At 30.0% G+C, this 25,771-nt stretch carries 26 protein-coding genes and 1 pseudogene; 16 read left to right on the top strand and 11 right to left on the bottom strand.

Annotation, left to right across the window (positions count from 1 at the left end; all coding sequences use genetic code 11):
• The first annotated feature begins 44 nt into the window (after positions 1–44).
• From Q0K54_RS06265 to Q0K54_RS06200, 14 genes are all read left to right on the top strand, one after another.
• Positions 45–383 carry an Asp23/Gls24 family envelope stress response protein gene (locus tag Q0K54_RS06265; protein ID WP_294579199.1) on the top strand — a complete coding sequence of 113 codons (339 nt, stop codon included), beginning with the start codon at positions 45–47 and terminating at the stop codon, positions 381–383.
• Positions 384–482: 99 nt separating this feature from the next.
• A complete protein-coding gene (gene nusB, locus Q0K54_RS06260) occupies positions 483–887 on the top strand; it encodes a transcription antitermination factor NusB (RefSeq protein WP_294579198.1) in 405 nt (134 codons plus the stop codon).
• Positions 887–2,203: an exodeoxyribonuclease VII large subunit gene (gene xseA, locus Q0K54_RS06255; protein ID WP_294579195.1), complete on the top strand. Its 1,317-nt coding sequence runs from the start codon at positions 887–889 to the stop codon at positions 2,201–2,203. Before nusB ends, xseA begins: the two co-directional genes overlap by 1 nt.
• A gap of 12 nt (positions 2,204–2,215) precedes the next feature.
• Positions 2,216–2,440, top strand: a complete 225-nt coding sequence (gene xseB / locus Q0K54_RS06250) for an exodeoxyribonuclease VII small subunit (RefSeq protein ID WP_294579193.1) — start codon at positions 2,216–2,218, stop codon at positions 2,438–2,440.
• Entirely contained in the window at positions 2,433–3,281 is an 849-nt protein-coding gene (locus Q0K54_RS06245; protein WP_294579190.1) for a polyprenyl synthetase family protein, read from the top strand. Before xseB ends, Q0K54_RS06245 begins: the two co-directional genes overlap by 8 nt.
• Positions 3,281–5,155 carry a 1-deoxy-D-xylulose-5-phosphate synthase gene (gene dxs / locus Q0K54_RS06240; RefSeq protein WP_294579189.1) on the top strand — a complete coding sequence of 625 codons (1,875 nt, stop codon included), beginning with the start codon at positions 3,281–3,283 and terminating at the stop codon, positions 5,153–5,155. Before Q0K54_RS06245 ends, dxs begins: the two co-directional genes overlap by 1 nt.
• Positions 5,136–5,939, top strand: a complete 804-nt coding sequence (locus Q0K54_RS06235; protein WP_294579188.1) for a TlyA family RNA methyltransferase — start codon at positions 5,136–5,138, stop codon at positions 5,937–5,939. The genes dxs and Q0K54_RS06235 overlap by 20 nt, the downstream gene beginning before the upstream one ends.
• 8 nt (positions 5,940–5,947) lie before the next feature.
• A complete protein-coding gene (gene recN / locus Q0K54_RS06230; protein WP_294579187.1) occupies positions 5,948–7,603 on the top strand; it encodes a DNA repair protein RecN in 1,656 nt (551 codons plus the stop codon).
• 52 nt (positions 7,604–7,655) lie between these two features.
• On the top strand, positions 7,656–8,648 hold the full coding sequence (locus tag Q0K54_RS06225) for a SpoIVB peptidase S55 domain-containing protein (RefSeq protein ID WP_294579184.1): 993 nt from the start codon (positions 7,656–7,658) through the stop codon (positions 8,646–8,648).
• Between the two features lie 84 nt (positions 8,649–8,732).
• A complete protein-coding gene (locus Q0K54_RS06220; protein WP_294579181.1) occupies positions 8,733–9,935 on the top strand; it encodes a DNA polymerase IV in 1,203 nt (400 codons plus the stop codon).
• Between the two features lie 50 nt (positions 9,936–9,985).
• Positions 9,986–10,549, top strand: a complete 564-nt coding sequence (locus Q0K54_RS06215) for a hypothetical protein (protein WP_294579179.1) — start codon at positions 9,986–9,988, stop codon at positions 10,547–10,549.
• 55 nt (positions 10,550–10,604) lie between these two features.
• On the top strand, positions 10,605–11,510 hold the full coding sequence (gene xerD / locus Q0K54_RS06210; protein WP_294579176.1) for a site-specific tyrosine recombinase XerD: 906 nt from the start codon (positions 10,605–10,607) through the stop codon (positions 11,508–11,510).
• A 71-nt stretch (positions 11,511–11,581) separates the two neighbouring features.
• Positions 11,582–12,763: a phosphopentomutase gene (locus Q0K54_RS06205; RefSeq protein ID WP_294579174.1), complete on the top strand. Its 1,182-nt coding sequence runs from the start codon at positions 11,582–11,584 to the stop codon at positions 12,761–12,763.
• 9 nt (positions 12,764–12,772) lie between these two features.
• Positions 12,773–13,042 carry a hypothetical protein gene (locus tag Q0K54_RS06200; RefSeq protein ID WP_294579171.1) on the top strand — a complete coding sequence of 90 codons (270 nt, stop codon included), beginning with the start codon at positions 12,773–12,775 and terminating at the stop codon, positions 13,040–13,042.
• Between the two features lie 122 nt (positions 13,043–13,164).
• Here Q0K54_RS06200 and purF read toward each other — a convergent pair whose 3' ends face one another.
• The 7 genes from purF to Q0K54_RS06165 form a co-directional block, all read right to left on the bottom strand.
• Positions 13,165–14,586 (bottom strand): amidophosphoribosyltransferase, encoded by a 1,422-nt coding sequence (gene purF / locus Q0K54_RS06195; protein WP_294579169.1) that lies wholly within the window; start codon positions 14,584–14,586, stop codon positions 13,165–13,167.
• A gap of 67 nt (positions 14,587–14,653) precedes the next feature.
• Positions 14,654–16,375 (bottom strand): GNAT family N-acetyltransferase, encoded by a 1,722-nt coding sequence (locus Q0K54_RS06190; RefSeq protein WP_294579167.1) that lies wholly within the window; start codon positions 16,373–16,375, stop codon positions 14,654–14,656.
• 12 nt (positions 16,376–16,387) lie between these two features.
• Positions 16,388–17,614, bottom strand: a complete 1,227-nt coding sequence (locus tag Q0K54_RS06185) for an ATP-binding protein (RefSeq protein ID WP_294579165.1) — start codon at positions 17,612–17,614, stop codon at positions 16,388–16,390.
• Between the two features lie 45 nt (positions 17,615–17,659).
• Positions 17,660–19,024 (bottom strand): PFL family protein, encoded by a 1,365-nt coding sequence (locus Q0K54_RS06180; RefSeq protein ID WP_294579164.1) that lies wholly within the window; start codon positions 19,022–19,024, stop codon positions 17,660–17,662.
• Positions 19,025–19,035: 11 nt separating this feature from the next.
• On the bottom strand, positions 19,036–19,308 hold the full coding sequence (locus Q0K54_RS06175) for an ACT domain-containing protein (RefSeq protein ID WP_294579162.1): 273 nt from the start codon (positions 19,306–19,308) through the stop codon (positions 19,036–19,038).
• Between the two features lie 109 nt (positions 19,309–19,417).
• Entirely contained in the window at positions 19,418–19,735 is a 318-nt protein-coding gene (locus tag Q0K54_RS06170) for a PTS sugar transporter subunit IIB (RefSeq protein ID WP_294579159.1), read from the bottom strand.
• A gap of 63 nt (positions 19,736–19,798) precedes the next feature.
• Positions 19,799–20,113, bottom strand: coding sequence for a PTS sugar transporter subunit IIB (locus Q0K54_RS06165; RefSeq protein WP_294579157.1), 315 nt, complete (start codon positions 20,111–20,113; stop codon positions 19,799–19,801).
• 248 nt (positions 20,114–20,361) lie between these two features.
• Between Q0K54_RS06165 and Q0K54_RS06160 the strand changes: the two genes are divergently transcribed.
• Positions 20,362–20,925 (top strand): metallophosphoesterase, encoded by a 564-nt coding sequence (locus Q0K54_RS06160; protein ID WP_294579155.1) that lies wholly within the window; start codon positions 20,362–20,364, stop codon positions 20,923–20,925.
• Positions 20,926–20,987: 62 nt separating this feature from the next.
• On the top strand, positions 20,988–21,830 hold the full coding sequence (locus Q0K54_RS06155; protein WP_294579152.1) for an HAD family hydrolase: 843 nt from the start codon (positions 20,988–20,990) through the stop codon (positions 21,828–21,830).
• A 105-nt stretch (positions 21,831–21,935) separates the two neighbouring features.
• Here Q0K54_RS06155 and Q0K54_RS06150 read toward each other — a convergent pair whose 3' ends face one another.
• From Q0K54_RS06150 to Q0K54_RS06135, 4 genes and pseudogenes are all read right to left on the bottom strand, one after another.
• Positions 21,936–22,265: a helix-turn-helix domain-containing protein gene (locus tag Q0K54_RS06150; protein WP_294579150.1), complete on the bottom strand. Its 330-nt coding sequence runs from the start codon at positions 22,263–22,265 to the stop codon at positions 21,936–21,938.
• Positions 22,266–22,468: 203 nt separating this feature from the next.
• Positions 22,469–24,805 carry a U32 family peptidase gene (locus tag Q0K54_RS06145; RefSeq protein WP_294579148.1) on the bottom strand — a complete coding sequence of 779 codons (2,337 nt, stop codon included), beginning with the start codon at positions 24,803–24,805 and terminating at the stop codon, positions 22,469–22,471.
• Positions 24,798–25,505 (bottom strand): 5'-methylthioadenosine/adenosylhomocysteine nucleosidase, encoded by a 708-nt coding sequence (locus Q0K54_RS06140; RefSeq protein WP_294579146.1) that lies wholly within the window; start codon positions 25,503–25,505, stop codon positions 24,798–24,800. The genes Q0K54_RS06145 and Q0K54_RS06140 overlap by 8 nt, the downstream gene beginning before the upstream one ends.
• Positions 25,502–25,771: pseudogene (locus tag Q0K54_RS06135) on the bottom strand (class I SAM-dependent methyltransferase); the annotation flags it as partial. The pseudogene Q0K54_RS06135 and the gene Q0K54_RS06140, both read right to left, overlap by 4 nt.

The raw sequence follows: 25,771 nt of genomic DNA, 5'->3' as shown, positions 1-25,771 counted from the left end.
TCTTAATTTTATATACAATGTGAGTATATAAAGGAGTAGTTAAGATGAGTCAAGAATATTATTCAGTAGAAAGAGAATCTAATTTGGGTGACTTAAATATTGGTTTAAGTGTATTTCAGGCCATTGTAGAAAAAGCAGTCGATTCAATTGACGGAATTCAATTTGAAGGAAATATGATTCCTATTCCTGGTAAAGGTCCTGTTAATGTAACAATTAATAAAAATAATCAGGTTTTCATTACAATAGCAATTTTAGTTGATTATGGTTCTAATGTTACTACACTAACCACTATGTTACAAAACAAAGTTGTTCAAAACTGTTTTGAAATGACAGGAATAAAAAATGTTAAAGTTAACGTTGAAGTTAAGGGAATTAATTTCTAAAGATTATCATTTGATAATCTTTTTATTTGTGGTTATTCATTTATTTTAGAAGTTAAATATGATAAAATCATGGTAGAAGTTTTTGGAAGGACGGTTTTAATGAAAAAATATCGAAAAAAATTAATACGTGAAAAAGCTGTGATTGCAACATATCAAAAATTGTTAGTAGATACAAGTGAAGAAGAAATTGTTGACTATTTAAATAGTGATAAAGAATTATGTGCTGATCGCAGTGATTATGATTATTGTTTATTAATGATTAACAGTATTGTTAAAAATATAGGTAAATATCAAGATGAAATTGCTAAGCATTTGAAAAAAAGCTGGTCAATCGATCGTTTGTCAAAAATTGAGTTAGCAATTTTAATAGTTGCCTGTTATGAACTATTAGAAACAGCTCAAAGCAAAGAAGTAATTATTAATGAAGCAGTAGTCTTATCTAAAAAATATTGTGATCACGATTCGTATAAATTTATTAATGGTTTATTAAATAAAATTAAATAATGGAATCAAGATATTTAACAGTAAGTGCTTTAAATAGATATTTAAAAGTCAAAATTGATTCTGATAGTCAATTACAGCATATTTATATAAAAGGAGAAATCTCTAATTTTAAACATCATCGTTCCGGACATCTCTATTTTACTTTAAAAGATGAGCATTCTAGAGTTAGTGCGGTGATGTTTGCATCAAAAGCTAAAAAACTGGTATTTGAACCCTCTGATGGGATGAATGTATTAATAAGAGCCAGTGTTTCAGTTTATGATGTGGCTGGAACCTATCAATTATATGTAGATTCTATGGAACAAGATGGTTTAGGGGCTCTTTTTTTACGCTATGAACAATTAAAAAAAGACTTAGCTACAAAGGGATTATTTGCTCCCGATAAAAAGAAACCAATTCCTAAATACCCATCTAAAATTGCTATTTTATCAGGAAATCCCAGTGCTGCATTAGCTGATGTGGTTAGAACGATCAAATTGCGATTTCCAGTTGTAAGAATTATCGCATTTCCGATTCCTGTTCAAGGCAAAAATGCTTATCACGAAATTTGCCGCACTTTAAAATTTGTTGACAGTTTGCATTTTGATACGATTATAATTGCCCGTGGTGGTGGTTCGATTGAAGAATTATGGAATTTTAATGAAGAAAAACTGGCTTATACGATTTATTCTTGTCAAACTCCCATCATCAGTGGAGTTGGTCATGAAACCGATTTTACGATTTGTGATTTTGTTGCTGATTTTCGGGCGATAACTCCAACTGCTGCTGCAATCAAGGCAACTCCAGATATCAATGAGCTACAGCAAAACGTTGCTAATGTTCGCTATACATTGAATAATTTAATGAAACAGAAACTTGATTTAGCAAAAGAAAATTATAATCGGTTATCATCATTTTATTTATTGAAAAATCCAAATAAATTATACGAAGATAAGCAAGCACGAATTGATTATCTTTACGATCGATTGAACCATAGTTTTCAAACTAATCTTAAAGAAAAGGTCAATAGAACGAATAGTTTGATTCAAACATTTAATCATCAAACTAAACTGTTTATTAATAATCAGCGGAATTATTTAAATACGATTAACTATATGGCAAATACGGCTATTAAGCGAAAATTGCAGACTAATCAGGAAAAATATCATTTTTTACTATCAAAATTAAATACTTTATCACCCCTGAAAACATTAGAAAGAGGTTATGCAATCGTTTTAAAAGAAAATCAGGTGATTTCGTCGGCCAATGACCTAAGTAGTGGTGATGAAATTGATGTAAAAATGCAAGATGGTATTAAAAAGGCAATCATTAAGTAGGAGGATCATAGAATGGAAAATATAACTTTTGAAGAAGCAATGAAAAAATTAGAAGAAATTGTTTCAGCATTAGAAAATAATCAAATATCTTTAGAAAAAAGCGTTGATTTATTTCAAGAAGGAATTAAGTTATCTAAATTGTGCAATGATAAATTAAATAATATTGAAGATAAAGTTGCCAAGATCTTAGTAGATGACAAATTAGAAGATTTAAAAATCGAGGAAAAAGATGGATAAATTACTTGTTGCAATCAACGCAAGATTAGAAGATATTTTAGATACTTATCAGAATTCTAAAGTTAAAGAGGCAATGAAATATTCATTAAATGCTGGTGGTAAACGGATTCGACCTTTATTAATGCTTCAGGTTATTCGTAGTTATGATCAAGATTGGAAACCATTTCTTGATGCTGCCTGTGCAATTGAAATGATTCATACTTATTCGTTGATTCATGATGATTTACCGGGTATGGATAATGATGAATTACGTCGCGGTAAACCGACTTGTCATATCCGTTATGGTGAAGCAACAGCTATTTTAGCTGGTGATGGATTATTGAATGAGGCTGTCAATGTTATTTTAAATATGGAACTTGATGCGGAATTGAAAGTATCATTGTTAAAGATTTTATATCATGCTTCAGGTATCAATGGGATGATTTTAGGGCAGGATCTTGATCTTAGCTTTGAGCATAAAAAGGCTAGCCAGGATGAATTAAATTTAATTCATCGTCATAAAACCGGCGATCTAATCAGTGCTGCTTTAATGATGGGAGCTTGTATTGCAAACAAAGATGATATTGAAATCTGGCAAAATATTGGATATAAAATTGGTCTGGCTTTCCAGATACAAGATGATGTTTTAGATGTTGTTGGAAACAGTGAAATTTTAGGTAAAAAAGTCGGTAGTGATCAAGAAAATGATAAAAGTACCTATGCTAGTTTGATGGGAGTTGCTCGTTCACAAGAAATTGCTGATCAGTTGTTTAAAGAAGCTGTTGAACTTCTTTATTCACTTAGAATCAACCATGGTTTAATTTTAGGAATAATTGAGAAATTACAGAAAAGAGTGAAATAATGGATCTAACAAAAATTAAAGATCCCTCTTTTTTAAAAGAGATGGATATTCGACAATTAAATGAACTAGCTGAAGAAATTCGTCAATTTTTAATTGATAACATTTCACAAACTGGAGGCCATCTATCTAGTAATTTAGGAGTAGTTGAATTAACGATTGCTTTACATTATGTATTTGATTCTCCTACCGATAAGATCCTATTTGATGTCGGACATCAATCTTATGTACATAAAATATTGACCGGAAGAGCTAGTCAATTTCCAACTTTGAGACAGTATCAAGGAATGTCGGGATTTCAAAAGCGTTGTGAAAGCGAGCATGATTGTTTTGAAGCAGGACATTCTTCTACTGCTTTAAGTGGGGCTATTGGAATGGCAGTTGCTCGTGATTTAAATCGTGAAAATTATCATATTATCCCAGTTATTGGCGATGCTGCTATGGTTGGTGGTGAATCGCTAGAAGCTTTAAATCATTTAGGATTTATTGATAATAAAGTAATTATTATTTTAAATGATAATCAAATGGCTATTGGTAAAAGTATTGGGGGTTTTGGAGAATTTTTATCTTCAGTAAGAATTAGTGGAACTTATAATAATTTAAAAGAAGATTATCGAAATCTAACCTCACATAATAAATTTGGGCAGATGATTTTTAATTTTTCTAAACGAGTTAAAGATTTTATCAAGCACGGTTTAATTGATGATACTATTTTTGAAGATTTTGGCGTTGATTATTTAGGCCCAGTTAATGGTCATAATTTTGATGATTTGATTCGGGTTTTGAATGTTGCTAAAAACGCTAAATCGAGTGTTGTTGTCCATATTGTAACTAAAAAAGGACGAGGTTATAAATTTGCTGAAAATGATATTGAAGGCAAATGGCATGGCATTGCTCCATTTAATATAAAAGATGGAACGATTAAAAACCCACCTGATCCTGGTAAAAAATCATGGTCTAAAATGGTTGCCGATTATATTGAAATGAAAATGGCTAGAGATAAAGATATAGTTACGATAACTCCAGCAATGATTCATGGATCAGCGTTAGACCAAATATTTAAACACTATCCTGATCGTAGTTTTGATGTTGGAATTGCTGAAGAGCATGCATTAACTTTTACAGCTGGTTTATCATTAGCAAATAAAAAACCATTTGTTTCTGTCTATTCTTCATTTTTACAGCGAGCTTATGACCAGGTCAATCATGATATTGCCCGAATGGATCTAAGCTGTTTAATTTGCGTCGATCGTTGTGGTTTTGTTGGGGCAGATGGACCTACCCATCATGGGGTGTTTGATTTAGGGTTTTTAAATCAATTGCCTAATTTAATAATTTGCACTCCAAACAATAGTATCAATGCTAAAATGTTTATTAATACATATCTAAAGTATCATGATCATCCATATGTTTTAAGAATTCCTAAAGGTGATTTAGTAGATTTAGAAATTGGAGATGATGACGTTTTAGAAATAGGTAAATGGGAAATCAACGATATTACTGATTATGATGCAACCGTTATTTGTTATGGTCAAAATGTTACAATGATTGAAGAGTACTTTGCCCATAAAGATATCAAACTTAGAATTGTCAATGCTTTATTTATCAAACCGATGGATTATCAGATGTTAGAGATGATTATTGATGATAAACCATTAATTATTTATGAAACTGATTTAAAAATAAATTCGTTAGCGAGCAATATTGCTTATTATTATTCACAAAATCAGATTAATAAATTTATTTATAGTTTTGGTGTTGATGATCATTATTCAACTCAGGGAACAATAGGGCAAATACTAAAAGATGAAGGATTGGATATGGATAGCTTTTATTTAAAAGTTAAGGAGATAATTAATGAAAAAGGAAAGAATTGATGTTTTATTAGTAGAACAAGGATTTTTTGATTCTCGTGAAAAGGCTAAGCGAGCTATAATGGCTGGAATAGTTCATGATGAACATGATATTATTGATAAACCAGGAACGAAAATACCGGTTGATGCCAAACTATATGTTAAGGGAAATGTATTACCATATGTATCTCGTGGTGGTTTGAAACTTGAAAAAGCTATCAAAGAATTTGATCTTGATTTGAATGATAAGATCATGGTGGATATTGGCAGTTCAACGGGTGGTTTTACTGATTGTGCTTTGCAAAATCATGCCAAACTAGTTTATGCTGTTGATGTGGGGACAAATCAGCTGGTCTGGAAACTTAGAAATGATCCTCGGGTCATTGTTAGAGAAAAAACTAATTTCCGTTATGCTACTAAAGAATTGTTTGATCATGGTCTACCTAGTTTTGCTAGTATTGATGTGTCTTTTATTTCTTTAAAGCATATTTTTAAACCATTAAAAGATATCTTGGCAGATAATGATCAGGTTGTTGCTTTAATTAAACCGCAATTTGAAGCTGGGCGAGAACAAGTTGGTAAAAAAGGGATAATCAAAGATCCAGAAATTCATCGTCAAGTGATCGAAAAAGTTGTTGCATATGGTAAAGAAAATAATTTTGAATTAGAAAAATTAACTTTTTCACCAATTACTGGAGGCGAAGGTAATATTGAATTTTTGGGCTTATTTGTCAAAAATGGCCAAATGAATGATGATATTGACTTCGATGCTGTTATCTTGCAGGCTCATAATTGTTTTACAGGGTAGGTGATTAGATGCTAGAGAGTATTTACATTGAAAATTTTGCTATTATTGATCGTCTAGGAGTTGAATTCAGTGATTCAATGACTGTTTTAACTGGGGAAACTGGTGCTGGTAAATCAATTATTATCGATGCTATTGGGCAATTGATCGGTAATCGTAGTCAAACTAGTTTTATTAAAGCTAACTGTGATGAATGTTTTATTGAAGGTGTTTTTACGATCAATAAAAATTCGCCTATTTTTGATAAATTAAAAGAATATCGAATTGAATATGATGACAAACTAGTGGTATCAAAAGCTATCAATCGTGATAATCGGGCGGTAATTAAAATAAATTATCGCAATGTTTCAAAGATGGTTTTACAAGATATTATGTCTAATTTAATAGATATCCATTCTCAATTTGAAACCCATAGTTTATTTGATGCTAATAATCATCTAGATATTCTAGATCATTTTATTGGAGATAAATTAGAATCATTACATCAAAAATATGTCCTGGCATATCGGACCTATCGGGATATTAATCGTGATTATCAAAAGGCTTTGAATGAAGAATTAAGTGATGAACAATTAGAATTTTATCAAAGTCAATTAGATGAGATCAATGACTTGGATTTAGATGAAATTAATGAAGAACAGTTGGATTTCGAAAAAAAGCAATTACAGGAATATGAAAAAATTAAAGAAAAAATTGCTAATTATCGTCAATATATCAGTGGTGATTATGGGGTATTAACGAATTTAAATAATGCTTTAAGTGAATTGGAAATTGTAAGTGATAATCCTGGTTATCAAGATGCTTATGAAAAAATGTATGACTTATATTATAATTTAATGGATTTAGATGATCAAATCATTAATGAATTTAATAGTGTTGATTTCGATGAGTATCGTTTAAATGAAATTCAGGAAATATTGTTCAAATTAAATCGTTTAAAAAGAAAATATGGTCCATCGATTGAAAGTATCCATGCAGCTAAAGAAGAACTGGAAAATAAGATTGCTGCTTTTAACAATCGAGAAACGTATTTAAACAACCTCAAAAATCAGCTAAATATCGCTTTAGACGAGGTTAAAGAATTAGCTAACCAAATAACCGACTTAAGAAAAAAAGAGGCTGAGAACTTCGTTAAATTGGTTATGGAGCAGTTAAAGTCATTATATTTAGATAAAGTAGTTTTTAAAATAAATTTTGAAAAAATTGATTACCAGTTAAACGGTCAAGATAAAGTTGAGTTTTTAATTTCAACTAATGATGGACAAACTTTAAAACCACTTAATAAAGTTGCTTCTGGTGGTGAATTGTCTCGAATCATGCTGGCAATTAAAATTTTATCATTAACAACCAGTCCAATCGAAACAATTATTTTTGATGAAGCTGATACTGGTGTCAGTGGTAAAGTTGCTGAAAGTATTGGTGCTAAAATGAAACAGATTGCTAAAAGTCATCAGGTTTTATGTATTACTCATTTAGCTCAGGTTGCTTCATTTGCTAAACACCATTATTTAATCAAAAAAATTGTTCAAGATAATAATACTAATGTGTCCGTAAGCAAATTAAATTATGATCAAAGTGTTAATGAAATTGCTAAATTAATTTCAGGTAAAGAAGTATCTAGCGAATCAATCGAGCATGCTCGTAAACTAAAACAAAATAGTGAATAAATTCAAGCATAGTAACCAAACTATAATGTAGCTAAGCTACAAGGAGGTTGCTATGCTTTTTAAAAAGCTAACCCTTTCTTTAATTATTGTTGTTTTAATAACTAATCCGGTTGCCGCATGGGCAATATCATTGATTCCAGGTGGGGATTCAATTGGAATCGAACTTGATTACCAAGGTGTTGTCATTACTGGTGGATATGATATTCAAGTAAATAATCAAAGATACAATCCATTGGATGAAGATTTTCAAATAGGTGATTTAATTATTGCAATCGAAGATCAAACCATTGATAGTATCGCCAGTCTAACTTCAGTTATTAAAGAAACTAATGATGATATGGTTTATGACTTAACAATTAAACGTGATGAGCAAACCCTTCATCAAAATCTACAAGTAGTTTTAGAAAACCAGCAATTTTCAACTGGTTTATATGTCAAAGACTCAATAACTGGAATCGGAACTTTAACTTATTATAATCCAGAATCTGAAACTTTTGGCGCTCTAGGTCATGCAATGAGTGATTCAAAACTAGATAGTGAAAGTTTATTACAAGACGGGAGCATATATGAAAGTAAGGTAACTAGTATTAAAAAAGCTGCATCTGGCTCTTCAGGTAATAAAATTGCTGACATTTCCAATGTTGAAATAGGTAGTATAAACAGTCATAGTCAATTTGGTCTCTATGGAACTTATAATTACGATATTTCCAATCGTGAAATGATGGAAACAGCATCAATTGAAGAAATCAAACTTGGAGAAGCATATTTTTTAACAGTTTTACAAGGAAATGAAATTGTTAAATGTCAAATTGAGATTACAAAATTAAATAAACAAGATACAGCAATGGAAAAAGGAATTGAGTTTACGGTAACAGATCAGGAAGTTTTAAAAAAAGCCAACGGAATTGTTCAAGGAATGAGCGGTTCACCGATAATTCAAAATAATAAAATTATCGGTTGTGTTACGCATGTATCTGGAAACAACCCAATGACTGGTTATGGATTATACATTGACTGGATGTTAGAAATGGAACAACAAGATTAATTATTGGATGCTCAAAGGAGCATCCTTTCTTATATTTCATTTTAGCAGGATTTTTAGTATAATAGAAAAAAGAGGTGAGGGAGTTTGCAGGTTATTTTTCATATTGATTTAAATGCTTTTTATGCTAGTGCTGAAGTAGCACGAAATCCATCATTAGCTAATAAACCAATCGTTATTTCTGGTAAATCGAAACGAAGTATAATTACTACGGCTTCATATGAAGCCCGAAAGTATGGTATTCATTCAGCAATGCCGTTGTTTCAGGCAAAACAGCTATGTAAACATTTAATCATTTTACCAGCTGATTTTGACTTATATCATCGGTTGTCTAATGAATTTTTCACGATTATTGCCTCTTATAGTGAAATCTTAGAAGTTGCGAGCATTGATGAATGTTATTTAGATGTTACTAATGTAATTCAAGAAAAGAAAATTCATCCGATTACTTTGGCAAAAAATATCCAAAATAAAGTCTTAGAACAATTAAATCTTAAATGTTCTATCGGAATTGCCCCCAATAAGTTTCTAGCCAAAATGGCTAGCGATATGAAAAAGCCCATGGGAATTACCGTTTTAACCCGAAATAATATTCAGCAATTAATGTGGCCGCTAGATATTAAAGAAATGTTTGGAATTGGCAAAAAAACCCAACCAAAATTACGCGAAGTCGGCATTAATACTATCGGTGATCTAGCAAAACGGCAAAATTATGATAATTTGAAAAAAGTTATTGGGAAAAATGCTTTATTAGTTTATCGCAAAGCTAATGGAATTGATACAACACCAGTTGATTTTGGACATAATGAACTAAAATCAGTTGGAAATTCAACAACATTACCAGCTGATAGCGATGATGAGGTTTATTTAAAAGAAGTATTAAGCAACTTGGCTAAGCAAGTTTCTTCAAGAGCTGTTAAACGCAATCTAGTTTCTAATTCTATTTCGATAACGATCAAATATACTAGATTTGAAAGTGTTACTAGACAAACAATGGTAAACAAATATATCAATGATTATGAAACAATCTTATCTACTGCAAAAATGCTTTTTGATGCCAATTATAATGGCCGTAAAATTAGATTACTGGGAATTAGTTTGAATAATACCATTAATAAAAAAGATCTAAAGGAGCAAATCAGTATCTTTGAATATGAAGATGATAAAGAAATAAAAAATAAAGACATCGATGAGATTCTAGCCAAAATTAATCAGACTTTTGATCAACCAATGGTTACGAAAGCTTCATCGATAGCTTCAAATGATAAACAAAAGAAATATTTAAAATAAAAGCATAAAAAATAAAAATACTCATAAGTTGTATAAACGGAGGTACACTTATGAGTATTTTAAATAAAGTATATAGAAACGAGAAACTATTGATCAATATCTTTACAACTATTCTTTTTGTTTGTGGAATATTATTTGGAATACTTTTTTATTTTTACGGAAATCCTAAAATTATTGATATTGCCCAATACCTTTTTTTTGGCCATGATAATCAAACTACTAATAATTATAACCTATATTTAACAATCACGGGTCTTTACATATTTTTATCACTAGTTATTTCGACTAGTTTTTTAGGTATAATCTTAAATAGTTTTGTTATTTTTACTAAAGGAATGCAAATCACGATTGCGACTATTTTTTATTTTACTTTAAATGATTTTAATTCATCTATGTTATTTTTAGGATATTTTCCACAGCTATTTTTAGAATTAATTCTAATTTATATAATTTCAATAATCTCTATTCGATTATCACTAAATTGTTTTACTATTTCCTTTTTGACAACTGAAGTATTTAACAGTCGTAAAATAATTAACTATATTTTAGATTATATTATTATTATTTTGATTATTGTAAGTTTATCAATGGCTTTTAAAGTATATCTAGTTTAATGAATTAATTATCAAAAAATGCTATAATATTTACTAAAGGCAGGGATGAAATACTATGACATTACTGGATGCTTTAAAAGAGTATAAACAATATCTGATCGTTGAAAAGGGGTTATCTAAAAATACAATTGCCGCTTATATTAGAGATTTAGTAGCCTTTAGCAATTTCATTATTGAACGTTTTGATATTAATCAAGTTGCTGAAATTGAAAAAGAACATATCCGTTTATATTTAAAAGAACTTGATAAAACTAACAGTACTAACTCAATTTCAAGAAAAATGATTTCTTTACGGATGTTTTATATTTTTCTAGTTAAAGAAAAAATAGTTTCGACTAATTTAATGAGTAGTTTTACACTCCCCAAAAAAGAAAAGAAACTTCCTGCAGTTTTATCAGTGGCTGAAATGAGAGAATTATTAGAAAGTATTGAAATAACTGATGCTGTCAGTGCTCGAAACCGTTGTTTAGTAGAACTCCTTTATGCTACTGGGATGCGAGTTTCTGAATTGCTATCAATAAAATTGAGTGATTTAAATATCAAAATGGGCTTTGTTAAGGTAATTGGCAAAGGGGACAAAGAGAGATTAGTGCCTATCAGTGATTATGTGGGTGATCTATTGAGCTGCTATATTAATCAATATCGTGAAAAACTTAACGTTTATCATGATAATCTCTTATTTTTAAATCAACATGGTAATAAACTTAGTCGACAGGAATTTTATACAATCTTGCAAAATTTATGTGAAACAACTTCGATTACTAAGCATATTTCACCACATACACTTCGACATACATTTGCCACGCATTTATTAGAAAATGGGGCTGATTTACGCTCGATACAAGAATTATTAGGTCATAGCGATATTGCCACAACCACTATTTACACTCATATTTCAAATCAAAAAATCAAACAGGAATATCAGCAGTTTCATCCAAGAATGAAAAAATATAATAAGTAAGTTAGTAGTAATTTTTAGTTATTAATGATATACTAAAAATGATAATTACGACATACATTATGGAGGTTACAATGAGATATAATCGAGTTTTCTTAATAGTTTGTGATTCTTTAGGGATTGGTAATGCCTACGATGCTTCATTATATGATGACTATGGTGCCAATACCTTAAAACATATATGTGAAAAATGCGGGGGCCTTGACTTGCCTAATTTAGAAGGATTAGGTTTAGGAAATCTAGGTGATTTTAAAGGAATTCATCAACTTCATCTGCAATTAGGTTATAGCATGGCTTTAAATGAGATTTCTAATGGTAAAGACACGATGACTGGGCATTGGGAAATGATGGGTTTAAAAACTGAAAAACCATTTATTACCTTTACTGAAACTGGCTTTCCTGATGAATTTATTCAGTTATTTGAACAAAAGACAGGTCGTAAATGTGTTGGTAATATTGCTGCCAGTGGAACTGAAATTATCAAGCAATATGGTCAACATCAAATTAACACTGGTGATTGGATCGTTTATACATCAGCTGATTCCGTTTTTCAGGTAGCAGCTAACGAAGATATCATTCCTTTGGAAGAATTATATCAAGCATGCCAAATCGCTCGTGAAATTGCCATGGATGATCGCTGGAAAGTAGGGAGAGTTATTGCTCGACCTTTTATAAAAAATGAAGCAGGGGAGTTTGTTAGAACGGCTAATCGTCATGATTTAGCATTAGCTCCATTTGATAAAACTGTTTTAGATACTTTAAAAGAAAATAATTTTGATGTTATTGGTGTCGGTAAAATACCAGATATTTTCGTCAATCAAGGAATTACAAAAGGGATCAAGACCGTAAGTAATAAGGACGGAATGGAAAAAACAATTGAATTAGCCAAAACTAACTTCACAGGATTATGCTTTGTTAATCTAGTTGACTTTGATGCTGTTTATGGTCATCGTCGTAATCCTGAAGGATATGGGAAAGCAATTGTAGAATTTGATCAACAACTTGGTGAATTAATGAAATATTTGCAGCCAGATGATTTATTAATGATTACTGCTGATCATGGAAATGATCCTACATATAAAGGAACTGATCATACGCGAGAACAAGTTCCGTTGATTATTTATTCTAAAGAATTAATACAACCACGATTCATGCCACCAATGAATTCTTTTGCGGTTATTGGTGCAACTATTGCCGATAATTTTAATGTTGCTTTACCAGTGATTGGTAAATCAATTTTAAATAATATTATTTAAGGAGCAATGATGGAACAAGAACAAATAAAAAAACTAATTGTGATGTCTATATTAGCTTATGGAATTGCAACATTTTTACTAGCTATGGGTTTATTAACTAAAACAACAATTAGTATTATCTTATTTTATTTAATAGCAATAGCCTTAATAATTTGTGCTATTTTAGCTTTATACAATAATTATAAAAAGAATTCATCAATTAAATTGTTCATTTATTTAATTATCGTTGGTTGTTTCTTTTTAGTTTTAAATACTGTTGCATTTATTAATGTAATTTAAAGATGCTAAAACAGCATCTTTTTTACTATAAAAATTTCATAATATACATTATGCGAAGTTGATAATATATCAATATTTTACAATCATCAATAAAAAGGCTAGTAAGAATAACTCTTACTAGCTTATATTTTTCCCTTTTTTTCTTTATCATGTTCAAAAGCATCATAGATATCAGTAACATAATTACCATTAAAACATGCTAAACATAAACCACATTTATGTTTTTCTGGATCAAAGTGAATTGATTTTTCAATTCCTTTTTCACTAATAAAGGCTAATGAATCAGCTTCAATATATTTACATAATTCATCAACATTTAAACGATTTGAAATTAGTTCATCCATTGTTGACATATCAACTCCATAAAAACATGGATATTTAATAGCTGGAGAAGCAATTCTGACATGGACTTCTTTAGCACCAGCTTCTTTTAATAAACGAACGATACGTTTTGATGTTGTTCCTCTAACAATTGAATCATCAATCATGATTACTCGTTTATCTTTAACAATAGAAGATACGGCTGATAATTTCATTCGTACCCCTTGTTCACGCATTTCTTGAGTTGGTTGAATAAAAGTTCTACCAACATATTTATTTTTTATTAATCCCATTTCATATGGAATCCCTGCCGCTTCAGCATATCCAATTGCAGCAGAAATTGAGGAATCAGGTACACCAATAACTAAGTCAGCTGCAACTGGCGATTCTTTAAATAATTGGCGTCCTGCTAATTTTCTAGTTGTATGAACATTGATTCCATCTAAATTACTATCAGGACGAGAAAAATAAATATATTCCATCGCACAGATTTTATCGACAACATCATTTGTATACAATTTTGATTTGATAGTTCCGTTTTTTACTCTAACAATTTCACCTGGCTCTAAGTCGCGGATAAATTTAGCACCAACTACCTCAAAAGCACAAGTCTCTGAAGAAAAGACATAAGCTCCATTAGGCAATTGACCCATTGAAATTGGTCGTAAACCATATTTATCTCTAGCAACATATAGAGCATTTTCGATTAAAATCAAAAAGGCAAAAGCACCATCCAATTTATTTAAGGAATTACAAATTCGATCAATCATATGACCTTCTTCTCGCATAATTAGATGACCTAGTATTTCAGTATCTGAAGTACTAGAGAAAATACTTCCTTTTTCTTCCAATTCCTTTTTTAAGATATTGGCATTAACAATATTTCCATTATGAGCAATGCCTAATGATCCCCGCAAAGTTCTAAATAATAATGGTTGCACATTAGCAATACCACCACCACCAGCAGTTGAATAACGAACATGACCAATAGCGTAGTCACCTGTCATTTTAGCAATTTTATCTTGATCAAAAACTTCGGTTACTAGTCCCTCTCCTTTTTGAATTGATAAAGCTTCTTTATTCTTTACGATAATACCAGCAGCTTCTTGTCCACGATGTTGTAAAGAATGTAATCCATAATAACACATTGCAGCAGCGTTTTCATAACCACAAACGGCAAAAACACCACATTCTTCATGTAATTCACGATCTTTATAGTCCATCAACTAACCTCCTCTAAAACGTATTTATTTTATAATGTGATTGGCAGTTAGTCAATAAAAAATTATTTTAGAGAGACTCGTTGATATATAAATTATTATCTTGATGATTATTTTTCAAGAAATTTGTCATCATAGTTGTAATATCAGTTGTTTCACCAATTAATTCAGTTTTTAGATCACTTTCAACAATTAACTCTTTGTCTAAATTGACTAAAGTACTAATAATTCTATCTAGATAACCCGTCAAATAAATCAACTCACCTACTTTAATTTGTTTATCATCTTCATGATATATTACATAACCAACCGCTTTAGTATTATCATAAAAGATTTTTAATTCATCTTTATAGGCAGTGCAGCGAGCAATTAAATAATCTTTGTAATAATCCAAATTTCTTTTACGATAACCATTAAAATCTTTGGTGAATTCTTCATATAAACTTAATGATTTAGCATAATCGTAATCTTCAATGGTTTTTAGTTTTTCTTGATGATATTTTTCCTGATCAATTTTTGTTGATTTATGAAAATAATCTTCTTTAAAACCAAAGCCATAATATATTTCTGGATGATATGCCTGCAATAAGATTTTTTGATTTTGGTATTTTGGTAATGATAGTACATAGTTCATTAGTTTTTTCATTAAACCTTGTTTTTGATAATTCTTATTAGTAGCTACTCCTAAAATAAAATATGCTGGTGTTTCTTGAGAATCAAAAACTAAAGTATATGGAACAATTTGTAACATCGAAACTAAAACATCATTGTTAATTAAAAGATAAGTATTTTCTTCTCGATAGCATTTTTCAAAATAAAATCTACTAGAAGCTACATCTTCATCATCAAAGTTATTTTGCCATAGCTTAATAACATCCACTAGATCTCTTCGCTTAGCTTGACGAATACTTTGCTTATTTAAAACGATCGTATATTTTTCTAACATCTTAACTGGATGTAACATTCTTTTAGCTCGTCTTAAAGATTCTAGTCCCATATCTTCTTCACGATTAACTAATTCATAATCAGGATAATTATTTTCTAAGAAAAATTTTCCAATTGCCACATAGAGACCTCGAATATCTTTATTGGCTTTTTCAACATGAATCTGAATAGTTTTATGTTTTAATGGAGAACCAATGATAAATGCTTCTAATTGGTTATTAAGATAAATACAACCAGTTTTGATATTTAATTCATGGCGATGAACTAATAAATAGACAATACCAATAAATTCTGAAATGACACTCTGTTCATGGCGATGATCAACATCCCAGCGTTTTAAACAATTTAAAACATTATCAATATCTTCATCTTCAATTTCTTTATAAACATAATCAGGATATTCTTTAATAAAAGCATTAAAATGGTTTCTTCTTTTTTGCATTTTTTTACCAGATAATGTCTCTAAAGCCCTTTTTTCATAAATATAATCATCATTATCTTCATTGTGTAAATATAAGAAACGATCACCATATATATTTTTTATATAGTCAGTAAATTTATTTACAGCTAAATCGATTCTAAATGGGAAATTATGTTTTTGAGCATAATCCATCATATATTCAACAGCTTCTTGATAATATTCTTCTTTGCAAAAAGGCATAGAAAAGAAGTGTTCATTTAGATATGTATGTAACATGATTAAATAATTTTCTTTTATTTCATAATAAATTTCATATTCATGATCCCACATCATCATAGTTACAAAATTAGAATTATAACCTTCATAATCAGCATCATCCAAATATTTTTTTATTTGTTTGTAATCTGTAATTTGTAATTTTTTCATAAATCTCCTACTCTATTTTCCTAACATCGCGTTGATGAATTGTTTAGCAGTACGTCCTGAAAAACCACCGTGACGAATTTCCCAAGTTAAAGCTTTTTGGTGTAATTCTTCTTTATCCATTTTTAAATTATATTGTTTTGCTAAACCATCAATGATATTTAAATAATTGATGCGATCTGGATGCATATAAAGAATTTTAACTCCAAAACGTGAACTTAGCGATGTTTTTTCTTGCTTAGCATCATTGATATTAATTTCATCTTGATCTTGTCTTTCACTCCATGTTTGTTTAACAATATGACGGCGATTACTTGTTGCATAAATTAAAATATTATCTGGCTTTTTCTCTAAGCCTCCTTCAATCACCGCTTTTAAATATTTATACTCCACTTCAAATTCTTCAAAAGATAAGTCATCCATAAATAAGACAAATTTATAGTTTCGTGATTGAAGCTGTTGAATGATTTTAGGTAAATCAATAAACTGATGTTTATAGACTTCGATCATTCTTAAACCATCTTTATAGTATTCATTTAATAGAGCTTTAATGCTGCTTGATTTGCCCGTACCACTATCACCATATAACAACACATTATTGGCTTTTTTACCAGCTAAAAATGCTTCAGTATTATTTCTTAATGTCTGTTTTTGAGTTTCATAACCAATTAATTGTTCTAAACGACCGTTACCAATATGGATGATTGGAACAATCTGATGATCTTCATAACGAAACGCTTTATTTAAACCAAACTTACCGACTCCATAAGTTAAAAAGAATTTTTCTAATATATTATAAAATGATGTTAAATCTAAACATTTAGTTAATTGATTTTGTAATGTACTAGTTACTTCAAATAACTCTTGATTAATAACTGGTTTTGATGGTGTAAAGTTATTAATTAAATCTCTTTGCATTGGCGATAACATTGAAAAATCAGTATTAAACATTTTAAAAATAGTTTCAAAATCGTTTAATACGATCGTTTTTAAATTATCAGCTATTGTTTTTTTTCTTTCTAACGCTAAAGTAAAAGAATTTTCATTATTGATTAATAAATAAGTTAATAAACTATTAAATAAATTATCATAAAGATTATATTGTTCAGCTAATCTAATTAATAAAGATACGAAACGATTACTATTATTAAGATTACCAGTTATAATTTCATTATACATTTTAAAACAAGATTCAATTTCCTGATCTTGATAAAATGGACTAAATACTATTAATTCATCCATGATATTTCTCCTTTCAAAACAATTAAAAAGACGAAAGTTCGTCTTTTAATTTTTAAAACTATGAATTGGTGCTGGAATACGACCACCACGATTAATAAATTCATCACAGTTAAATTGATTAACTGGCATTATTGGAGCATATCCTAATAATCCTCCAAATTCAACTACTTCACCAACATCTTTTCCAATTACCGGAATAATTCTAACAGCAGTAGTTTTTTGATTAATCATTCCAATGGCCATTTCATCAGCAATTATACCCGAAATAGTCGCTGAAGAAGTTTTTCCTGGAATAGCAATCATATCAAGTCCCACTGAGCAAACACAAGTCATTGATTCAAGTTTTTCTAGTGTTAAAGCGCCACGATTCACCGCATTGATCATTCCTTGATCTTCACTAACTGGAATAAAGGCACCACTTAAACCACCAACATAACTAGAGGCCATGACACCACCTTTTTTTACTTGATCATTTAAAATAGCAAGTGCTGCAGTAGTACCCGGAGCTCCTACACTTTCTAATCCCATTCCCTCTAAACAATCAGCAATACTATCACCAATTGCTGGAGTTGGTGCTAATGATAAATCAATAATACCAAATGGAACATTTAAAGCTTTTGAAGCTTCTAAGGCTACTAATTGACCAACACGAGTAATTTTAAAAGCCGTTTTCTTAATAATTTCACATAACTCACCAAAATCTTTTCCTTTAGCGCTATTAATAGCAGTTTTAACAACCCCTGGGCCACTTACACCAACATTGATAATTGCATCAGCTTCACTGACACCATGGAAAGCTCCAGCCATAAATGGATTATCATCAGGAGCATTACATAATACTACTAGTTTAGCACAACCGATTGAATCATTTTCTTTAGTTAAGTCAGCAGTATCATGAATTATTTCGCCCATTAACTTTACAGCATCCATATTGATCCCGGTTTTAGTTGAACCAACATTGACCGAACTACAAACATTATTAGTTACTTTCATTGCTTCAGGTATCGAACGAATTAATAACTCTTCAGCTTTAGTCATTCCTTTAGAAACAATAGCACTGTAACCACCGATAAAATTAACACCGGTTTCTTGAGCGCATTTATCTAATGTTTTAGCAATTTTAACAAAATCAGCCGTTGTTTTACATGAGTTAGCACCGATAAATCCAATTGGTGTAACTGAAATTCGTTTATTTACAATTGGAATACCATATTTCATTTCGATCTGTTCACCAGTAGCTACCAAATTCTTGGCTACAGTGGTAATTTTCTTATAGATATTTTCGCATACTACATCAACATCTTTATCCATACAATCTAATAAACTGATTCCTAAGGTAATAGTTCGAACATCAAGATTTTCCTGTTCAATCATTTTATTAGTTTCGGCAACTTCAAATAAATTTATCATCTTCCATCTCCTTAAATCCGGTGCATTTTATTGAAAATATCTTCATGTTGTAACTTGATATTAACACCAATTTCATTACCTAATTTATCTAATTCATCACAGACAGCGCCAAATTTATCAATAATAGAAGTTAATTCAACGATCATCATCATATTAAAATAACCTTGAATTATTGTTTGTGAAATGTCTAAAATATTGACTTCTTTTTCGGCTAAAAATGTACAAACCTTGGCAATAATTCCTACCTGATCCTTTCCAACAACAGTAATAATTCCCTTTTGCATTAATCAATTACCTCCTAATTTTTAGGTTATTATATCATAGTAATTATTATTATAAAACCCTAATTATAGAAATGCAAAATAAAAATGGGTAGTTATTACCCATTTTGAATTATTTACCCATTAATTTTTTAGCAAATTCGTATACAGCTTTACCATTCATCATACCGTAATCTTTCATTTCGATTACATCGAATGGAATATCTTTTCCAGTTTCTTTTACTAATTTTTCAACTTCTTTTTTGGCATATCTTACTTGTGGGCCAAGTAAAACACAATCTACTGTATCGATAATTTTTTCACCTTCAGATAAAGGTAATGCAAAGATTTCAACATCTTCACCAGCTTCTTTAGCTGCAACTTCCATTTTAGTTACTAATAAACTAGTAGACATACCTGCAGCACACACTAACATAATTCTTGTTGCCATATTTTTATCTCCTTTTATTACTTCAATATTATAAAAGGTATCTTAAAATACCTTTTTTTATCATTATCCAATTAATTTCATTGCAGATTCAAATACTGCTTTACCGTTCATTGTACCATAATCTCTCATATCGATTACGTCTACAGGGATAGGACCAGCTTTACGACCTGCAGCTAATTTTTCGATTGCAGCTTTTTGGAATCTTACTTGTGGGCCAAGTAAAATGCAATCAACTTCTTCTAATACTCTAGGTGCATCAGAGAATGGTAATGCGAAAATTTTGCATTCAACTCCAGCTTCTTTTGCAGCCCCTTCCATTTTTGTTACTAGTAAACTAGTAGACATACCTGCTGAACATACTAATAAAATAGTTTTCATAATTATATACACTCCTTTTTTTCAACCTAAACTAATTTTACACCGAATAGCCAAGAATGTAAACACTTTCTTGTTTCTTTTCCCCTATTTTTTGCGTTGTTTAAAGATAAAAAAAACAAATTTTATCGATTAAATCTTTTATAATTTTAACGGCAAAAAAATTAAAAATTTATTATTTTGTTTTCGTTATTTAAAGTGTTATGATTAAAATAACTGCTGTTTAAGTTTAGAAAGGAATGTGAATGTTAATGAAATTATTAGTTTTAAGTGATACGCATCTTCAAAATGAATTATTTAAAAAGATCACCGATAAATATCCCAATATGGATTATTATGTTCATTGTGGTGACTCATCTTTAGAAAAAGAAGATCCATTATTAAATAAATATTATGTTGTTAAAGGTAATCATGATAATGCTAATTTTCCTTTGGAAATAAGATTTGCAGCTGGAAATTATCATTGCTTAATCGTTCATGGACACTATTATGATGTTTATCGTGGTGATCAGACTCTTTATGATTATATGGTAGATAATAATATTGATATTTGTTTTCATGGACATACCCATGTTCCATCATTATCAATTATTAATTCTAAATATATAATTAATCCTGGCAGTGTCATGATCAATCGAGGTTCCTATGGTTTTGGCACATATGCAATTGTTACACTTGATGATCATGGTGTTAATGTCGCATATTATAATCATGAAACCCATGAAGAGTGTACAGAGCTAGTCTTAAATGATGGTAAAATTTATTTAGAAGAATTTAAACAATTATTAGATAACTATCAAACTAAAAATAAATAAAGAAACTTTATTTTTTCATGTTATAATATAAATAATAATGATTAACCAAAGGAGATATATTTATGGGTAAAATTGTTTTTTTAGATGTTGATGGAACACTAATTGATTATGATGCTAAATTACCAGCTTCGGCTGCTAAAGCAGTTGATATGGCTAGAGCAAATGGTCACAAAGTTTATATTTGTACTGGATGTTCTAAAGCAGAAATTGAACAACGGAATTTATGTGAACTTGATGGAATGATCGGTGGTAATGGAGCATATGTGGAAGATCATGGAAAAGTCGTTATGCATCAGGGTTTATCAAAAGAAGATGTTAAACATATTGTCGACTGGTGTAATGAACGACATCTAGGTTTCTATCTTGAAGCTAATAGTGGTATGTATTGTAATGACTATATGTATGAACAAGGACCAGAAACAATGGTAAAATATGCTCAAGGAAAAGGAGCTGATTTAGCACATGCTAAAGAATCATCAAAGCGTTTTATTGATGGATTTATCCATCTTCAAGGTGAAGATTTGTATCGGGATGATGTTAATAAAATAAGTTTTATTTTAAGCTCATATCAAGATCATTTAGATTCCAAAAAAGAATTTCCTCATTTAATTGCTAATACATGGGGCGGTAAAGGTGAAGTTGCTTTATATGGTGATTTAGGTCCTGCTGGTATTACTAAACGTCATGCCATTGAAGTATTATTAGATTATCTAAAAGCTGATAGTAAAGATACAATTGCTTTTGGTGATGCTAAAATTGATCTATCAATGTTTGAATGTTGTGCTTTTAATGTTGCTATGGGTAATGGTGGTAAAGAAATTAAGGAAGCCGCTGATTATATAACGACTGATGTTAATGATGATGGCTTATATAATGCTTTCCGTTATTTAAAATTAATTGATTAATGAAAAAGAACTAGTTTTCCTAGTTCTTTTTCTTGATAAAACAAATTCTTTTTGTTTTAAATCTTAACGAATCCCCTGCTTCTATTTCAATAAATATAAAATTGATTATTTTTTCTTAGTTTCATTACGTTTTCTTTTATATTCAATCATAAACATTATTTCTTTTAAATCTTCATCAGGTAATTCAGTTAAAAGACGGGCGATATTGGCAATATTATAATAATCGTATTTCTTACCACTCATTATCTCTTCAACACTGCGACCATATAAATTTGAAAAAATTCTTAATTCACTAACAGTAATATCTCTTTTTCCGTTTTCAATATCTGATATTGCAGAATGCGGAACTTTTAAATATGCGGCCACTTCTTTTTGAGTTAAATGCTTGAAATTACGATAAGCTTTAAGCCGTGCTGCTAAATCCTTATCAATCATCTTTTTTACCTCCACTAAATAAATTTTAGCATTTTCAATAATTTGTTGCAATAATTATTTGAAACTTACTAAACTATTTAGTATTTTAGTAAATTACTTTTACGAATTTAGGTAGATGTTTCCTACTGGTTTATCTGATAATTTAGAAATTTGTCGAATTAATTAAAATAAGATCCTAACAACAATTTGTCAGGATCTTTTGATTAGTCATTAAAATAACCATTTGTAATTTTATCTTTAATGATATTTTTACGTGTTTTATTTTGTAGAATATTATTTTTATAATCGTTGAATACTTTAAGGCATTGTTGACCAGACTCATCGCTAAAAGATAAAAGAACATAATCACAATCAACATCACTAATATTTTCCAAATATAAGTAATGACTATTAAATAATAAGTTATTACAGTTATCGTCAGTTAAGATCGTAAAATGTTCCCCCTTACGATCAACTAAACTGTAATTACCATGATGACAAAGATTACAATGATCTTTTTGACAATTGAAATAATAATCACTAATAATACAATGTTTTAAATGCATATTAATACTTTTACCATATACTGTTAAAATTAATTCTTGTTGTACATTTTTTAAATCATTGATCATTTTTTTACTCATTTCTAATGATAAGACACATGAATGATTTTTGAAATAATCAAAGGCATAACTGTTATACAAATTAAAATTAAAATCTAAAAGACACTGTTTATTAGCAAAGGTATTTAATGCGCCAAAATCTCCAACCAAGATTTGATCAATTTCCGGATATAAATCACTATGTTTAAATTTGATTAAATCTCTATTTTCAGCTAAAAAGCCTGTAAAAGGTACCAGATGTTTATGGTATTGTTTAGCTAGCATATAAGCCTGTTTAAATTGATGATTTAATGGAAAATAAAAGCGATGAATATCTTCAGCAATTAATGATTCTAGTTGCTCTAGATTATATACTCGAACATCTATCCCTTTAATCGTTTTAAAAAGATGGTAAGTTGGTTTATCAGGTAATGGACGAGTATAATTTTGATTTTTAGTTAGTTCAATTTCTAATTGTTGTACTGCTTCTCGTCGCATTGAGTTTAATTCTTTGATTGAAAAAAATGCATTATCACTAAAATTAATTGTGACTGAATTACTAGTAAATGGTGTATTACCCAGTTTAGTTAATTGTTGCCTAATACGCTCTTTATCTAATGGTTGATTGTTAGCTTTAACAACTGGTTGATTAGAAGTAACAGTGACTTCAACATCTCGACATGTTACTGTCAAAGTTGGATTCTGGTTAATTTGACCATTGAAAGTTATAGCAATATTATTTTTTACATGAGAATTTTGATAACTGTTTTGAGCCTGATTAATTAAATCACTATCGATTACTTTATAAATTTTCTCATCAGATTTAATTGGTGATTTTAATTCAATTTCTACAAGATCACCATTACCAGCTTGATTAACTAATTTTCCCTTAAAATATAACTTTGTAATTGTTCTCGTTAATTCGATTGATGGAAAAAAGATGCGATCTCCTTGTTTAAGAGTAGCTGCAAGCTTGATTTTGATACGTTTTCTTTTTTGATCATAACTAACCACCTTACCTACTTCAAGACCACGATTGCCAGGAAAATCTTTGGCCATAAAATTTTGATCATTAAAAATATAGCCATTAGTAAAACCACGGTTAAACATTTTCTTCATTTCTAAAATTGATTGATCTTGATTTGATATAGTATGCTTTGATAAATATTCATCAATCGCCTGACGATAGTTTTTAACAACAACAGCTACATATTCAGGTCGTTTCATCCTTCCTTCAATTTTAAAAGAAGTTACTCCGGCCTCAATTAGATCACCAATATGTTCAATAGTGCATAAATCTTTAGGTGATAATAAATATGCTGGTTTTTCGTTAAGAATTTGATCATCCTTTTCTAATTGATATGCTAGCCGACATGGCTGCCCACAAGCTCCTTTATTACCACTACGTTTAGCAATCATTGATGACATCAAACATTGCCCTGAATAAGACATACATAAAGCACCATGAACAAAGACCTCAATTTCTAGATCGGTATGCTGGCAAATTTTTTTTATTTCTTCTAATGTATTTTCTCGGGCTAAGACAACCCGACTTATTTTTCTATTTTCAAAATATTGAACACCAGCTAAATTACGAATGCTAGTTTGCGTCGATAAATGAATTTCAAATTCTGGAAAATAAGTTTGAATATAGTTGACCAATCCCATATCTTGAATAATTAAGGCATCAACATTAATATTCAACAAAAACAAAAGATAATCATGTAATTGTTTAAATTGATTATCTTCGTATAAAGTATTAATCGTAACATAAATTTTTACATTTCGAAGATGACTATAAGCAACTGCCTGTTTTAATTCATCACGATTAAAATTTGTGGCAAAAGCCCGGGCGCTAAATTCATTACCACCTAAGTAGATGGCATCAGCTCCGTTTTCTACGGCAGCTACAAGAGCCTCATAACTGCCGGCTGGAGCCAGTAATTCAATTTTAGACATGAGAATTTCTCTTTTCTTTGATAATTGACAAGCATAAATCAGCTGAAGCTTTCGATGCTTTAGCTAAAAATTCATCAAATTGCACTGATGAATCACCTTTTCCATAAACATCGCTCAATGATCTGGTAATAATGAATGGGACATTGAATTTATAACATGTTTGACCGATAGCAGCAGCTTCCATTTCAGCACATTTCGCATCAGGAAAATTATTTTTAATTTTATCAACAATTTCCTGATTATCAATAAACTGATCACCAGAAACGATTAAACCAATTTCATTATTTATTTGTAATTTTTCTAAACTTTTTTGGGCTAAAGTTACTAGTTCCTGATCGGCTGGAATTTTTGGTGGTAAACCAGGTACCTCACCAATAACTCGATTTTTAAAAGCAGTAATATCAAAATCATGTTGACAAACTTCCTTAGAAATAACGATATCACCAACATTTTGCATTAATGATAGTCCCCCAGCCGAACCAATATTAATAACATATTCAATTTGATAATTAGTTAATAGTAACGTTGTACAAATTGCTGCATTTACTTTACCGATACCACCTTGTAAAAGTACAACTTCATCTTCATCAATATAACCATGATAAAAAGTACAATCTAGAATTTTTTTAGTATCACTGGTCTTCATATGCTCTTTTAAAGCAGCTACTTCTTCTTCCATAGCTCCAATTATTCCAATCATTTTGTTACCTCCCGTTTTTTGATACAGACAAATATAACTCTTGGACTTTCAATCTTATAATCTTCAAATTCACCGTAATATTCAACGTCATTAAATCCAGCCTGTTTTAATAAATCAAGATATACTTCAACTGGATAAGTCTGCTGGACATGGGTTTCTTCAACTAAATCATCATTTTCTTTATCAATGATCTTAACTTGATGTTCAACTTTGCCAGGCCCGGTTTTTTTAACGGCCCAGCGAAAATAGAAATCATCATCATTTTC

Source organism: uncultured Thomasclavelia sp. (assembly GCF_944324745.1).
Lineage (GTDB): Bacteria > Bacillota_I > Bacilli_A > Erysipelotrichales > Coprobacillaceae > Thomasclavelia.
Note: the sequence above shows the minus strand (reverse complement) of the source record. Positions and strands in the feature narration are given on the sequence as shown.

What these genes read in the sequence shown, in the direction of transcription:
- Q0K54_RS06145 (WP_294579148.1), bottom strand. Translation starts at nt 24,805, where the DNA reads ATGTCTAAAATTGAATTACTGGCTCCAGCCGGCAGTTATGAGGCTCTT.
- Q0K54_RS06225 (WP_294579184.1), top strand. Translation starts at nt 7,656, where the DNA reads ATGCTTTTTAAAAAGCTAACCCTTTCTTTAATTATTGTTGTTTTAATA.
- Q0K54_RS06265 (WP_294579199.1), top strand. Translation starts at nt 45, where the DNA reads ATGAGTCAAGAATATTATTCAGTAGAAAGAGAATCTAATTTGGGTGAC.
- Q0K54_RS06140 (WP_294579146.1), bottom strand. Translation starts at nt 25,505, where the DNA reads ATGATTGGAATAATTGGAGCTATGGAAGAAGAAGTAGCTGCTTTAAAA.
- Q0K54_RS06160 (WP_294579155.1), top strand. Translation starts at nt 20,362, where the DNA reads ATGAAATTATTAGTTTTAAGTGATACGCATCTTCAAAATGAATTATTT.
- xseA (WP_294579195.1), top strand. Translation starts at nt 887, where the DNA reads ATGGAATCAAGATATTTAACAGTAAGTGCTTTAAATAGATATTTAAAA.
- Q0K54_RS06245 (WP_294579190.1), top strand. Translation starts at nt 2,433, where the DNA reads ATGGATAAATTACTTGTTGCAATCAACGCAAGATTAGAAGATATTTTA.
- Q0K54_RS06155 (WP_294579152.1), top strand. Translation starts at nt 20,988, where the DNA reads ATGGGTAAAATTGTTTTTTTAGATGTTGATGGAACACTAATTGATTAT.
- xseB (WP_294579193.1), top strand. Translation starts at nt 2,216, where the DNA reads ATGGAAAATATAACTTTTGAAGAAGCAATGAAAAAATTAGAAGAAATT.
- Q0K54_RS06180 (WP_294579164.1), bottom strand. Translation starts at nt 19,024, where the DNA reads ATGATAAATTTATTTGAAGTTGCCGAAACTAATAAAATGATTGAACAG.
- Q0K54_RS06235 (WP_294579188.1), top strand. Translation starts at nt 5,136, where the DNA reads ATGAAAAAGGAAAGAATTGATGTTTTATTAGTAGAACAAGGATTTTTT.
- xerD (WP_294579176.1), top strand. Translation starts at nt 10,605, where the DNA reads ATGACATTACTGGATGCTTTAAAAGAGTATAAACAATATCTGATCGTT.
- recN (WP_294579187.1), top strand. Translation starts at nt 5,948, where the DNA reads ATGCTAGAGAGTATTTACATTGAAAATTTTGCTATTATTGATCGTCTA.
- dxs (WP_294579189.1), top strand. Translation starts at nt 3,281, where the DNA reads ATGGATCTAACAAAAATTAAAGATCCCTCTTTTTTAAAAGAGATGGAT.
- Q0K54_RS06175 (WP_294579162.1), bottom strand. Translation starts at nt 19,308, where the DNA reads ATGCAAAAGGGAATTATTACTGTTGTTGGAAAGGATCAGGTAGGAATT.
- Q0K54_RS06200 (WP_294579171.1), top strand. Translation starts at nt 12,773, where the DNA reads ATGGAACAAGAACAAATAAAAAAACTAATTGTGATGTCTATATTAGCT.
- Q0K54_RS06150 (WP_294579150.1), bottom strand. Translation starts at nt 22,265, where the DNA reads ATGATTGATAAGGATTTAGCAGCACGGCTTAAAGCTTATCGTAATTTC.
- Q0K54_RS06190 (WP_294579167.1), bottom strand. Translation starts at nt 16,375, where the DNA reads ATGAAAAAATTACAAATTACAGATTACAAACAAATAAAAAAATATTTG.
- Q0K54_RS06215 (WP_294579179.1), top strand. Translation starts at nt 9,986, where the DNA reads ATGAGTATTTTAAATAAAGTATATAGAAACGAGAAACTATTGATCAAT.
- Q0K54_RS06165 (WP_294579157.1), bottom strand. Translation starts at nt 20,113, where the DNA reads ATGAAAACTATTTTATTAGTATGTTCAGCAGGTATGTCTACTAGTTTA.
- Q0K54_RS06170 (WP_294579159.1), bottom strand. Translation starts at nt 19,735, where the DNA reads ATGGCAACAAGAATTATGTTAGTGTGTGCTGCAGGTATGTCTACTAGT.
- nusB (WP_294579198.1), top strand. Translation starts at nt 483, where the DNA reads ATGAAAAAATATCGAAAAAAATTAATACGTGAAAAAGCTGTGATTGCA.
- purF (WP_294579169.1), bottom strand. Translation starts at nt 14,586, where the DNA reads ATGGACTATAAAGATCGTGAATTACATGAAGAATGTGGTGTTTTTGCC.
- Q0K54_RS06205 (WP_294579174.1), top strand. Translation starts at nt 11,582, where the DNA reads ATGAGATATAATCGAGTTTTCTTAATAGTTTGTGATTCTTTAGGGATT.
- Q0K54_RS06185 (WP_294579165.1), bottom strand. Translation starts at nt 17,614, where the DNA reads ATGGATGAATTAATAGTATTTAGTCCATTTTATCAAGATCAGGAAATT.